This window comes from Methylobacterium sp. ap11 (assembly GCF_900110515.1).
Classification (GTDB): domain Bacteria; phylum Pseudomonadota; class Alphaproteobacteria; order Rhizobiales; family Beijerinckiaceae; genus Methylobacterium; species Methylobacterium ajmalii.
In genome coordinates, this window is sequence record NZ_FOEB01000016.1 from 76,794 (window position 1) to 89,568 (window position 12,775).

Here is a 12,775-nt window from a genome sequence, read left to right on the forward strand (position 1 = left end):
GGCCGGTTTCAGCGGCCCGGGCGGGCGGCGCGAACGGGGTCGCGGCGCACGCCGCATCGACAGAGGGCGGCGGAAGCCGGAACGGGGCGGCCGGCGCAGGGCATGCGGCAGAGCAGCATCGCGTCATGTCTCCGGGTTGGCCCACCGGTGCCGCACGGCGCCGGGGTGCTTTAGCGTTTGGTCTCGCGGCGCAATCGCCTCAAATCACCGCGGCGGGAGGCCGGTCGCCGGCCTCGAATGCCAGGGCAGCATCGGCCGACCGGGCCAGGATGTCAACGAGAATGTTCTTTTTATGGAACAACTCGAAAGACAAGAAGCTTCCCGCGCCGCACTGTTTGGGAGCAGATCGACCGCTTCTCTACCTTGTTCCGTCCAAGGCCCTCGCGCACAACCGAGTATCGTTCTTTAAAACAAACACGACCGGGAGGGCGTCGCCCTGGCGCGGCCCCGCGCCGTGGCGCAGGATGCGGGTGTCCATCCGGCCGGAGCCCGCCATGTCGCAAGACCACGATCACTCCCGAGACCACGATCACTCCCACGATCATGCCGGGGCGGAGGAGGCGCCCTGGAAGCACGATGGCGTCCGGGTGATCACCGGCGACCGCCTCGATCCCAACACCGCCCAGACCCCCGGCATGTTCCGCCAGGCGGCGATCAACCACGCCCGGGTCGGGGCGCAGAAGATCTGGGCCGGCACCGTGGCGATCGAGCCCGACGCCAAGACCGGGGTGCACCACCACGGCGCGCTGGAGAGCGTGATCTACGTCGTGCGCGGGCGGGCCCGGATGCGGTGGGGCGAGCGGCTCGAATTCGTCGCCGAGGCCGGCCCGGGCGACTTCATCTACGTGCCGCCCTTCGTGCCGCACCAGGAGATCAACGCCTCCCCGGACGAGGTGCTGGAATGCGTGCTGGTGCGCTCCGACAACGAGGCGGTGGTGGTCAACATCACCGACATCGAACCCGTCGAGCGGCCCGAGGCGGTCTACTGGGTCGACCCGATCCACCGCCATCCGTGACCGTGGCCGGCCGCGAAAGACGAGGATAACGCGGGAAGCTAATCACGGTTCCCTTCCCGCGGTTCTGAGATGCCGTCAGTCCCGGTGCGCCGATGCCGCAGGTTTCACCCCGATCTCACGCCCTCTCCATTGCGCAGGCGGCGGATCGGCGGAGGGCGGGTCCGTCGAGGGCCCGCACCAGGACGGTGGCTTCGGCGCATCAGGTCTGGGGAGGACTTGGATTTCCGGGTTTTTACGGCCACGCTTAACCTTCTGTTAAGCACAGGGGGCGACCCTGACGGCAATTCACGATCCCTTGCCGAATTCTCCCGTCGCCCTTCCCGAGGTTCCCATGCCCGCGCCGCAGGCCCGCCCGTCCGCCCCCGACGACTGTCCCGTCCCCCTCGACGTGCTCGGCACGCTCTATCGCGGCGATTCCGAGATGGTGGAGACGGTGCTGGCCGACATCCCGTCCGGCACCCGCGCCCGCCTCGCCGCCTACCTGTACGGCAAGAGCCACCTCCACGCCCTCGGCCTGCGCGTCGCCTCGGCCTGCACCGAGACCGACCTGGTGCGCGTCGCCGGCCATGCCGGCGCGGTGCTGTTCGCCCAGTCCCGCGCCGAGCGCCGCCCCGCCGAGGCCCGCCTCCCCGGCCAGCGCCGCATCAGCCTCGCGGGCAGCCGCGCGATCGCCTGATCGCGAGATTTCTCGCCCCTCCCCGCTTGTGGAGCGGCGAGAACCCATGCTAATGCCCCGCCTGCGCTGGCGACGGCGCCCGCGGAGAGGTGGCAGAGCGGTTGAATGCACCGCACTCGAAATGCGGCATGGGCGCAAGTCCATCGGGGGTTCGAATCCCTCCCTCTCCGCCAGGCATCACGAACACCATAGTTTTGCGTTTTTCGTGGTGTTCTCTGCTACGATCTCAGCATAGTTTTGCTATTTCGTGCAAGCGCCCTTGAAGAATCAGGGCTTTTTCCGACGCGTCAATGCGGCTGGCATCGAGAGCCCTGGCAGCGGACTCCCACACCCCCGAACTAACCGCATCTGTCTTGGCACCTCGAGCTGCGTCACGCTCGACGCGCCCTTACCGCTGGGGTGCGACACGGCCGAGCGATGCCCTCGCTGTCCTGAACGATTGTTCGGCGCTGGCGCGTGTTGCAGAAGAGTCGCACATCCTTTGCAGCCACGCTTGTTCGGCAATAGCGAAATCGCGATCCCAGAGGGTGCTGCGCTGAGGACGCTGAGTAAGCCTCTGCCCGGTGGCGGCGCAGCGCATGCCTATGGGGATATCCGGGCCTAGGGCCAAGCCAGGCAGCGCATCGCGCCTGTCATGCGGCCGGACGACGCGGACGAGGCAGAATAGCACCGTCGCCAGGGTTACGAGGACCAACACCGCGAGCATTGCGACCGCGTCGAGGGCGACGAGCTTGCCGGCGGTGTCGATCGTGGCGCGGTAGGTCGCGTTCATCGGCCCGCGGAAGTAGGCGTCGATCTCGGCCTGGCCCGGGAGCCCCTTGAGGCGGGCCCAGTCGGCCCGGAAGGCCACGATCCTGGCGCTCAGGCTCCCGAAGATCTCCTCCTCGGCCGGCGAGCTGATCAGCCCCCGGTAGCGCGCCATCCGCTCGCCCAGCGCCGCGTCCATCTCCGAAAAGCTCTTGGTGGCGAGCGCCTTCTCGGCCTCGCCGTCGGCGGTGATGAACCGGAACTGCCAGAGCCGCGCGCGCATCACCAGGGCGTTGATCGCATGCGCCTCGTTGATCGAGGGCACCGCGTCTGTAAAACGACACATAGAATACGCCCACGGACGCATATTTGGGGCGATTTCGAACGATACCATGTCTGAGCTTGATCACGAATGGGCTACCGAACCCCAAGCCTATTAGCTGACGTCCTTCTCTCTCCTCCCCTCCCACCCCGTAGAGCGGAACGAATGCTCTCTATCCTGTCGCGATCCTGAGGGACCCGCGCCAGTTCTGGACGCTCCTCGCCCACCGCTGTCCCTATCGCGGCTACCGCAGCCAGCAGGTTGGCACGACCATGACCACAACCGTCACCGTCGAAATCCTCGAACTCATCGACGGGCCAGCATGCTTTGCGATGTAGTCGAGACATTGGGTGATCGAGTACCACGGCTGGATCGATCGCTGCCGTAGGGTGGGGGGCGATCAAAAGGCGACCACCACATCCCTCGCCGTGGCCTTTCCAGTCCTCGCCGCTGCCGTGATCCTCGTGAAGAGACTCGCAAAGACCCTCTGAACGCGGTCTTGGTGGCTAGGTGGCCCCCCCAGAGGTGGCGTGCTGACCGCCGGGCTGCGGCTAGGACGGGAAAAACCCACGTGTTGACCTGCTCGCCGACGATGCCCAAAGCCCCTTCCCTATCCCAATGAGGTTCCGCGATGCGCATTCTCGTTTCCGCCCTCGCCCTCGGCATCTCCCTCGCCGGCCCCGCTGCTGCACAGGCCCCTGTCCGTTCGCTCCCGGCGACGACCGCTCCCGACGCGGCGACGATCGCCGCGGCGCGCGAGGTCATCGCAAAAATGCAAGGCGACCGCGACGCCGCGCTCGCTTCGATGGGTGGCCCGATGGTGGGGCTCATCCAGCAGATGGGTGTCAAGGATCCCGAGCGGGCGCAGGTCATGGTGCGCGAGGTCATCCTGCCGGTAATGACCGCCCACTACGACGAACTCCTCGACATCCAGGCCCGCAGCTTCGCCGGGGTGCTCGGCGCGAACGAGCTCAAGGCCGTGTCGGCGTTCTACGACACCCCTGCCGGCAAGGCGTTGGCGAAGGCCCAGCCGCAGCTCGCGCAGGCGCAGCTCACAGGCATGACGCAATGGATGGGTGCCCTTGCTCCGGAGATCCAGAGCAAGCTCGTCCAGGCGATCAAGGCGCACGGCTGGGACAAGGCTGCGCCGACCGCCCGCTGATCGTTATCGGCCCGGAGACCTGCAGCATGCGATTTGCCGCCGTCACCTTGATCCTCGGGATCGTCGTACCCGTTCCAGCCATGGCAGGCGGGCCCGTTGAGGCTGGTACGACGACTGTACGCACCGAGAGCTTCGCACGCCCACCCTATTCGGGTGCGACGTACTACATCTACGAGCGCGACGGGCGCACGATCTGCACCAAGCTCGCGGTCTGCAACAAGTACGATCAGTGCAGCACGCGGTATGTACCAGGGGTCTTCCGGGATGGAGAGGACGCCGACGGTAGCGAGCCCGCCTCCACGAGTCCGGCCGTCGCCATTCCAGCGACGTCGTTGGTCAAGCACGTGTGCCTGACCCGGTTCGGCCTTGCCGACCAGCGATGATCGTCACCCGCCATCGAAGAGGTCGCAGACAATCTTTGGTTGGACGGGTGTCGGGTATGCCTTGTCAGATCGAGGCGCTCGGGCAACTCTACGCCCATGGTTCGCCTCTATATCGGCATCACCGATCAGGATTGGTTCGACGCACTCTCAGCCGCGCCGCCGGATGAGGTCAATTTCTGGCAGCCAAGCGGCAATCGGATGTTCCGTGCGCTGCGTCCAGGCGAGCTGTTCCTGTTCAAGCTGCACGCACCCCGCAATGTGATCGCCGGTGGTGGCGTATTTTCTCATGCATCGCTCGCCCCCTGTCGATGGCCTGGTCAGTCTTCGGGTCCAAGAACGGCGTTGCGAGCCTCGACGACATGCGTCGACGGATCGCGCACTATCGCCGGGATGTCTCTCTGCTCGACCCGCGGCAGAAGCCAGTGATCGGCTGCCGCGTGCTCATCCAACCGTTCTTCTGGCCTGAGGAACTCTGGCTGCAGATCCTCGCGACGTTCCCGCTGCAGACCCAGCAAGGGCGCGGGTACGACACAGAGGATGCTGATGGGCGTGCGCTCTGGGAAGCCGTCGTGGAGCGGATCGCAATGGCCGCGCGAACGTCAGCGCTGGCGGCTACCACGATACGGCGCGCCGGCCCTGGTGCGATCGCGGCTCAGCCAAGGGGTGTTCCGCTTGGCTGTCACGGACAGCTACGAGCGACTCTGTGCGGTGTCGGGCGAGCGTACGCTGCTGATCCTGGACGCCGCGCACAATCTATGGTGTGATCTCCGCCGCAAATCAGGCGCGTCATCACGTCGGGTTGTGCCGTCGCCGTCGGCCAAAATAGAACAAGATAGCCGCTCCCTGGTGCAAGCTCAATTTGCTCCGCGAGGCGATCGAAACGCCCACGGTGCGAGAGGCCGATGATCAATACGCTTGCGCTTAATCTTATTGCTAGCGTCATGAAGTGGGACAACGAGGTTGCAACTCGCGAGTACGCGTGGTTGCATCTCATGTCTTCAATGAAATACGATACTTACTCTGACTTTCGCGCTGGCGCGCGCTTTCTCGAAAGTTTGGTGTCGTGGCTGCGACGCTTTGAGGAAGCCGACCGTGATGTCGCCTACGCTTTCGTTAAAACACGTCTCGTATACATTTCGAGCGCCGAGATGCAGCGGCTTATCGACTGCTTCGTCCCTGAGACCGTAACGCCCTACCTACGCCGCGTCGTCGCGGGCAAGTTGGGTATCAGACCCTACGAGGTATGGAAGACGCCGGAGGCATCCAGGACCTTCGATCAGCACCTGCGCCGATGTCTCTTCGTGGGCTTGAGCGACGGTAGCCGTATCGACATCCTTCGTCGCGCAAATGCCGGCCGACTGTCGCAAGAGCAGGTCGTCCCTATGATGAACATCGACGACGACAAGTGGAAAGGCCTCGCCGAAGATCTTAGGAACGATCTCGGCAGCGAAGCGACGTTCGACGATGTCTACCTCATCGACGATTTTACGGCCTCGGGGACGACTTTCATCCGGTTTCCAGAAGGCAAGCCGAAGGGCAAGCTCGCGAAGTTCGAAGGCATCGTGCGTGACGCGAGGGCGCGGCTTGGAGCACAATTCCCCCTTTCACGAGGGTACACGCTTCATATCCATCATTATGTGTCAACGTCGCAGGCGCACAGTGTTTTGTGTGATCGAATCGAGGAAGCCGAGCACAAATATCCGGATAGAAATTTTGGAAAAGCTATCATTACCGAGGGTATGCTTCTCCCGCCCGAACTCAGAATCTGCATCGTCGACGAAGAGACGCGAAAAATACTTCCTACGAAAGAATCCGATTCAACGATCATCGATTTATGTGAGCGATACTACGATCATGACCTGTTCAAGCGCCTTGAGAAACATTGCAAAGAAGCTGGACAGGTGGACATGCGCTTCGGCTATGCGAACTGCGCGTTGCCAATGATTCTAGAGCACAACACCCCAAATAACTCTGTCCCTCTTCTCTGGGCAGAGACTGACGGAAAAGAGGGGAAACCGATGCGTTCTCTGTTCCTCCGGCGCGACAGGCACGGTTAATCGGCCATGGCGAACCCATTTTTACGGCGCGCGACCGAGAACGTGCGCGACGACGAGTCCTTCCTCTCGATCGTCAGTCCAACCCCGCTCACGACCTTTCTAGCTACGAACAAGCACAAGGACGACATGTTCGAGGTGCCGGTGCGCATTATCGGTGCGCCCGGCAGCGGAAAGACCATGCTCGCCACCTTTGCCGAGTTCAGGATTGTCGAGACGATCCTTAAGGACGTGACAAACGCCACCAATCGTGACCTTGCCGCGTCCTTAGGACAGGCGGGCTTTCTGCAACAGGGAAGGCCACGTGTTGCCGCGGTGCGCGTCCCGATGGAGTCGGAATACCGCGATTTCTGGGAACTGCCCTACGATCCGGCCACGAAGACCAAGCTCGCCTTTTGGCTGGTTCAGGCCCGGACGATGCTCGGATTACTTCGAAACTTGACGGCGAACAGAACGCGGGATCTCGATGGCATCGAGTTTGTCCCACGAGCCGACTATGAGGCTCATCTGGAGCAGATCGGAGGCCTATCGGCCAGAGGCATCCGCGAGCGGGCCCTTGCCGTGCAGCGCGCAATCTATTCTGTTGGCGCAGGGCTCCGGCCGCCGAAGATCGAGAACCTGCCTAAGGACGCAACAGCGCCTTACGCGCCCTTCGACGCGATCCACCGCATCCGCATCGAATGGCAAGGGAAAATGATCGAGCTCAACCCGCTCGTGATGTTGGACGACGTGCATGCCCTTCATCACGATCAACTCGAAGCCATGTTCGAGACGCTGTCGCATCGCGAAATGCGCTTCGGCCGTTGGATGATGATGCGCCTCGACGCGCTGAGCCCAGGTGCGGTCCTCCGGTCGGTAGGCGAACAACCGACACATAACCGCGCCAAAGGTCGGGACTTCGTCGATATCCGAATGCAGGCCGAGACCAGGAAGGAATCGGCACGCCGACAGTTCGGCAGGATGGCGCGCGACATGGCAAATCGCTACCTGCCCCTCGTCGAGGCACTGCGCAACCGCAACGCAACGGACGTCGATCGCCTCCTGCCGAGCGAGCCGCCGCGTTTCGCTGCGGGGCAACTCAGGAAACTGGAGGAGCAGGTTGACCGCGATCAGGCCAGGCTTGAGATCGGTGCGAGCCGACGTAAGGAGGTGGACGACCTCGTGGACGGTTACATTCAGCGTACGCGATCCTTCGACGGGGGCCCAGAGGTGGCCCTGGCGATGAAGCGCATCCTACTGCATCGCTACGCAATTCGAATCGCGCGCTCGACGCCCTCGTTGTTCGAGGAACTCGACCCGGATCCGAAGGTGCCGCTCAAGGCCGACGCCGACATCGCCCACGGTGCGCGCCTCCACCTGCATCACGAGTTCGCGCGCCCCCTGCACTACGGCGTCGACGAGATCTGTAGCGCGAGCAACGAGAACGCTGAGGTCTTCCTGCAGTTCGCTGGTGCCCTGGTCGCGAGCATTGAGACGCGGGCGATTCGAAACGTTGCCCTTCCGCTGCCGGCCAAAGACCAGCAGACAATCCTCGCTAGCAAGGCGAAGGCGATCATGGACGCCTGGGCATTCCCCCACGCGGGGAGGGTTCGCGCCATGGTCGATGCGATCGGTCGGGAATGCGTAGCAGAATCTGTCCTGCCGAATGCGCCACTTGGAGCGGGCGCGAATGCGGTCGCCGTATTGGAGGAGGAATTGCTGGCGGTTCCACTCGATGATGAGTTCGGAACGATCTTGAAGTACGCTATCGCGAACGGTGCAATCACGATTGAACGCGATTATGGGCAGGGCGGCAAGAAGTGGGCTCTCATCGAGCTTACGGGGACGGTTAGCCTCGTACACGGACTGACCTTCAACCGGGGTGGCTTCTTACCTAAAAAGATCGACTATTTGCGCAACTTAATGGGCCCCTCCGATGCGTGATCATTGGGCCAACTGTATAGCTAATTTTGACGCCGACGTGGCCACTTTCATTGCGGAGTACTACGCCGACACTTCGAGGCGAGTTCTGCTCGTAGCTGCTGCTGGGTTTGACCCTCGATCGGCAAGGATTGCGAGGATGCTCGCAGGCACCCTCGGCGACCGACTCGCCGCCTACTTCGTCCGCGAGGAAAGGCCCGGAGCGTCCGAGGAGCTGATCGCACGGGCTGACGCGAACGAAGCCGTGCTCGCCGCCATCGTGCCCGACTGCCGCATCTTCCGAATCGAGGTTTTCGCAGACGACAGCGCTCCTGTGGGCGGGACCCGCATTGCAGCGATCCTCTCGGATAACCCCATCCCCGCAGGCGTGACGGATGTCATTCTCGACCTAAGCGCCCTTTCGATTGGAATTGGCTTTCCAGCGGCGCGCATCCTACTCGAGGACTGCGAGGCAGAGGTCGATCGGGCGTTCCACCTCATGATCACGTCGAACCCAGAGTTGGATGACCGGATCGTCACTATCCCGTCCAGTCGCACTAGCCCGGTTCGTGGCTTTGCCCCGCCGATCGTTGGGAGTGCGGAAGAACTCGCCCAAATCTGGATACCTCAGCTAGCGCACGGACGAACCGCATCTTTGACTCGAATCGGGGCAGCGATCGGACGCTGCTACAAGATTTGCCCGCTCTTGCCCTTCCCGTCACGCAATCCTCGACGCGCGGATGACCTCCTATCCGAGTACCAAGTCGCCCTTACGGACGAATGGGAAATCGATCCGCGGGATATCTTGTACGCGTCGGAAAAGAACCCACTCGATTGCTACCGGACCCTCTCGACACTCAAGAAGCGCTTCGACCGCGCTATCGGCGATACGTACGAACCGCGCATGATCCTGTCGCCGGTGGGCAGCAAAGTGCTCGCGGCCGGTGCGCTGATGGCCGCGATCGAGCATGAGATGGCCGTCCACTACCAAGAGACCGAGAGCTACTCCATCGTCGACGCTGCTGAGCCAGCGGATGGTCCGTGCGAGACAGACGTGCATCTAATTTTATCTGGTCCCCTCTATGGCAGCTATGACAAAGCGGGTCAGACCTGAATGACCACCCCGAAATTCAGCGGTAAGCTCGACGCCCTGCCGGCGACACTGGATCTTCTTGAGGGATACGATCCCCAGTTGCTCGCGGGTGCCCTATCTCAGGGTAAGGACCGCAACGTGCTTGCGATCGGTTCAGGTGGCTCGGCCGTCGCCGCGGAGTACCTTGCGCGCTGTCGTGACACCCTCGGTTACGGACCGACTCTGATCCAGACACCGATGCAGGCGGTGCTCGAACTGCACGGCCTTGATCGCACCGATGTTTGGCTCTTCAGCGCAGGCAGCGACAACGCGGACGTTGCGGCGGCAGCGAAAGCCGCCCTCGACCGCCACTGCGCTTCCCTCCACCTCGTGACCCGGAACCCGCACGGCAGCGCGGTCGAGGTCGTCGGGCGGGGTAGCGGCACCACACACGTCGTACCCGTCGCTGACCGCAAAGATGGATACCTCGCAACGCACTCTCTCTTGGCGACGAGCGCGGCACTGCTACTTGCCAGCGACCGAAACTCTCCGAATCCCCAAGGGACGAAGGCGCTCGTTGGCTGCCTCACCGCCCGGATGACTGCGGCACGCGATCCAGAGGCACGCTCAAGGACCGTTGATGCGTGGAAGAGCCTCGGCAGCCACGACACAATCGTCATCGCCGCCGACCCGCTCCTGAGACCGCTCGCGGTTCTGCTCGATACGTCAGTGTGGGAGGCGGCGATCTGCCCAGTCCAAACGACTGACATCCGGAACTTCGCCCATGGCCGGCACGCTTGGCTTCATCACCGGGGCCGCGAGACGTTCATCCTCGCGCTCACGGGGTGCGAGTCTCGTGCCGCCTGGGCTGCCATCGATGCCGCTATCCCCGACTTCGTGCGCCGCCTAAGCCTCGATCACGGGACTTGCGGTCGCCTCGAAGGAGTGCTGTCGCTGATCGACGGCCTCGGCCTGATCGAGGCACTTGGGACTGTGCGGGGTATAGACCCGGGGAAGCCTGGAATGGGTGAGTTTGGACGGGAGATCTACGCGGATCGCTCACTCGCCGACACGGCCAGCCAACTGCCACCAGCCGTCCGCCAAAAACGCGCTGCGATGGCGAGGGTGGATCGAGGAGAGATCGGCGATAATCCGCTGGCGTTGATCTCCCAAAACCGCCTGGAGGTGCTCGCAGCATCGGACGTCGGTGGCTTGGTCCTCGATTACGATGGGACCATCGTTTCGACCCACCGACGTACCCATCCGCCTGACGCCGCAATCGTCGGGGAGTTGATCCGCTTGTACAACGCTGGCCTAGCGATCGGTATAGCGACGGGCCGTGGTGGGTCGGCCGGACAAGAACTTCGGAAGATTTTCCCGCCGAATATGGCACGGGAAATCCTCATCGGATATTATAATGGCGGCCACCTTAGAACCGCCGATGTGGACATCGCCGCCGATCCTGCGCCAACCGACCCCGGGATCGAGGAGGTCGCCGAGTGGCTGCGCAACCGGCCCGATCTATTTGCGAAATATGGATTCAGGCAGAGGGGGGTTCAGATCACCGTCGAGATGGACGCTCTACAGCATCCATTCCGCTTCGCGCTCGACCTTTCCGCCTGTCCGGCGCTGACCGAGGGACGGGTCCGGATTGTAGGATCCGGGCACAGCTTCGACATCATCCCCGCAGCATCGAGCAAGCTCGTCGTTGCCGCGGCCATGAGGTCGGCCCTGCGCACCGGGACAGAGATCCTCTGCATCGGCGACAGCGGGTCGAGGAACGGTAACGATCACGCCTTCCTTTCCCACCCGTTTGGGATCAGCGTCGGCGACGTTTGCGACGCGCCGGACGGCTGCTGGTCGCTGTTCGGTACCGCCCCTGTTGGCCCGGAAGCCCTTCTTAAGCTGCTCCGTGCCTTGATGCCGTCGCGCCGCGGGGGCATTAGCCTGGACATCACCTCGCTCGCGCTCGACAGCCATGGCCGATGAGTACATAAAGTGAACATGCGCGACGCAAGCCACCGATGCAGCCGGAAAGTCGACGTGGCGGGGACGGGCTTTATCGTCCTCGACCGGGTCTACGCGGATGGCAGCCTAACAGACGAGGCGCTCGGAGGGTCGTGCGGGAACGTGCTGGTGTCGCTGGCTATGCTCCATCGCGACGTCGCACCCGTCGTTGCACTCGGAAATGACGAGACGGGCGAGAGACTCGTCGCGGAGCTCTTCCATGCGGGTGCGCTCGTCGAGTACATCAGCCGGCGTGGAGACTTGCGCTCGCCCGTCCTTGCGCAGTCCCTCGATACCCGTTCAGGGCGGCACGACTTCAGTTTCATGTGTCCTGAGACTAACGAAGCGTTCCCGAACTATGAACCCATTGGAGAGGACGAACTCGCACTGGCGCGGGCCGTACTGACCCGCTGCAATGTTTTCTATGCGGATCGGCTCTCCGGGAGCATACTAGCGGCGATGAGGATGGCGAGCATTGCCGGGGCCGTTATCTTCTTCGAACCGTCAGAGATCCACGACGAGCACTTATTTGATGAGGCACTTAAGGTGGTGTCCATCCTGAAATATTCGGAAGATCGCTTGGGTAAGCGCCTTTCCGGTATGCAGTCGCGTTGCGTGCGAATCGTGACCTACGGGGCCGCCGGCCTTGAGGTCAGCGATCGCCATGGCGTGACTTGGTGTGCAGCGGCTGCCGCTCCGACCGTGCTGGATACCTGCGGATCCGGCGACATGGTCAGCGTCGGCGTCATTGACTGGATGCTGGCCAACCAGTTCGCATCCACCGATCTCCGGGCGACCAGCCTTTTGGACGGCATCATTTCTGGCCAGCGTTTAGCGGCTGAGAATTGCGCGTATGCTGGCGCTCGCGGCCTGTTCAGGCATCGAGGCGCGGACTACGTGCGCACGCTCCTTCGAGGCTACGCCGAAGGCTACTCAGCGGCGACGGAATAGGTCGGATCGCATTCGGCGCGAAGCTCGGCCCGCAGCTCCATAAGGAGCATGCCTAGCATGTTCCTGCCGACGCCGTTGACCTGCCCCCAGAGGCGGTTGACCTCGTTGTCGACCGTCGCACTCTCTATGAGAGTCGCATTGCCCGTCGAGAGAAGTAATGCGCCCAAGTCAGCGTGCTGCGTGAACTTCGCTCGCAGCACGGCCCGCATGCGGTCGAACTTGGTCGCGGACCAGCCGGGGGCGACGTCCCAGTAGTAGAGACCGTGCGCAGCCATCGCGAGCAGCGCCGGCGAAGGTGCTGCCATGAGCCATTGCTTTACAGCTGGCTTGCGGGCCTTGCCTGCCTGATAGGCATGCTCGCTCGTCGCGAAGAACTCTCCCTCGAACGTGACGCTCCGCCGGAAGAGGTTGCTGAACGCGCCGTACGGCTTCTCGCTCGCACGATAGAACCGGATTTCGTCCATCGGCTTTGCCCCACCTTGCAAA

The 12,775-nt window shown here is 63.1% G+C and carries 12 protein-coding genes and 1 tRNA gene; 10 read left to right on the forward strand and 3 right to left on the reverse strand.

Features of this window, described 5'->3' with window-relative positions; translation table 11 throughout:
* The first annotated feature begins 494 nt into the window (after positions 1–494).
* From BMX97_RS21435 to BMX97_RS21445, 3 genes are all read left to right on the forward strand, one after another.
* Positions 495–1,016: a cupin domain-containing protein gene (locus BMX97_RS21435; RefSeq protein WP_091753286.1), complete on the forward strand. Its 522-nt coding sequence runs from the start codon at positions 495–497 to the stop codon at positions 1,014–1,016.
* A 331-nt stretch (positions 1,017–1,347) separates the two neighbouring features.
* The gene (locus BMX97_RS21440) at positions 1,348–1,692 is read left to right on the forward strand and encodes a hypothetical protein (RefSeq protein ID WP_091753287.1); all 345 of its coding nucleotides are present in this window, start codon (positions 1,348–1,350) and stop codon (positions 1,690–1,692) included.
* Between the two features lie 83 nt (positions 1,693–1,775).
* Positions 1,776–1,865 (forward strand) — tRNA-Ser (locus tag BMX97_RS21445).
* Between the two features lie 215 nt (positions 1,866–2,080).
* On the opposite strand, the gene BMX97_RS21450 is transcribed toward BMX97_RS21445, so the two are convergent.
* On the reverse strand, positions 2,081–2,764 hold the full coding sequence (locus tag BMX97_RS21450) for a hypothetical protein (protein WP_143074674.1): 684 nt from the start codon (positions 2,762–2,764) through the stop codon (positions 2,081–2,083).
* A 628-nt stretch (positions 2,765–3,392) separates the two neighbouring features.
* On the opposite strand from BMX97_RS21450, the gene BMX97_RS21455 reads away from it, so the two are divergent.
* Together BMX97_RS21455 and BMX97_RS21460 are read left to right on the forward strand one after the other, a co-directional pair.
* Positions 3,393–3,923: a DUF2059 domain-containing protein gene (locus BMX97_RS21455; RefSeq protein WP_091753289.1), complete on the forward strand. Its 531-nt coding sequence runs from the start codon at positions 3,393–3,395 to the stop codon at positions 3,921–3,923.
* 26 nt (positions 3,924–3,949) lie between these two features.
* Positions 3,950–4,306: a hypothetical protein gene (locus BMX97_RS21460; protein WP_244538570.1), complete on the forward strand. Its 357-nt coding sequence runs from the start codon at positions 3,950–3,952 to the stop codon at positions 4,304–4,306.
* Between the two features lie 147 nt (positions 4,307–4,453).
* Here BMX97_RS21460 and BMX97_RS32980 read toward each other — a convergent pair whose 3' ends face one another.
* The gene (locus BMX97_RS32980; protein ID WP_177202302.1) at positions 4,454–4,594 is read right to left on the reverse strand and encodes a hypothetical protein; all 141 of its coding nucleotides are present in this window, start codon (positions 4,592–4,594) and stop codon (positions 4,454–4,456) included.
* 614 nt (positions 4,595–5,208) lie between these two features.
* Between BMX97_RS32980 and BMX97_RS21465 the strand changes: the two genes are divergently transcribed.
* From BMX97_RS21465 to BMX97_RS21485, 5 genes are all read left to right on the forward strand, one after another.
* Positions 5,209–6,363 (forward strand): phosphoribosyltransferase-like protein, encoded by a 1,155-nt coding sequence (locus BMX97_RS21465; RefSeq protein WP_091753290.1) that lies wholly within the window; start codon positions 5,209–5,211, stop codon positions 6,361–6,363.
* A 42-nt stretch (positions 6,364–6,405) separates the two neighbouring features.
* Complete coding sequence (locus BMX97_RS21470) at positions 6,406–8,283, forward strand: hypothetical protein (protein ID WP_210187662.1); 1,878 nt, start codon at positions 6,406–6,408, stop codon at positions 8,281–8,283.
* Between the two features lie 136 nt (positions 8,284–8,419).
* Positions 8,420–9,373 (forward strand): hypothetical protein, encoded by a 954-nt coding sequence (locus BMX97_RS21475; RefSeq protein WP_091753292.1) that lies wholly within the window; start codon positions 8,420–8,422, stop codon positions 9,371–9,373.
* The gene (locus BMX97_RS21480; RefSeq protein WP_091753293.1) at positions 9,374–11,320 is read left to right on the forward strand and encodes a Cof-type HAD-IIB family hydrolase; all 1,947 of its coding nucleotides are present in this window, start codon (positions 9,374–9,376) and stop codon (positions 11,318–11,320) included. It abuts the gene before it with no gap.
* Between the two features lie 15 nt (positions 11,321–11,335).
* On the forward strand, positions 11,336–12,289 hold the full coding sequence (locus BMX97_RS21485; protein ID WP_091753294.1) for a PfkB family carbohydrate kinase: 954 nt from the start codon (positions 11,336–11,338) through the stop codon (positions 12,287–12,289).
* Here the strand turns inward: BMX97_RS21485 and BMX97_RS21490 are convergent.
* Positions 12,268–12,753 (reverse strand): NADAR family protein, encoded by a 486-nt coding sequence (locus BMX97_RS21490; protein WP_091753295.1) that lies wholly within the window; start codon positions 12,751–12,753, stop codon positions 12,268–12,270. The genes BMX97_RS21485 and BMX97_RS21490 overlap by 22 nt on opposite strands.
* Positions 12,754–12,775 lie beyond the last annotated feature (22 nt).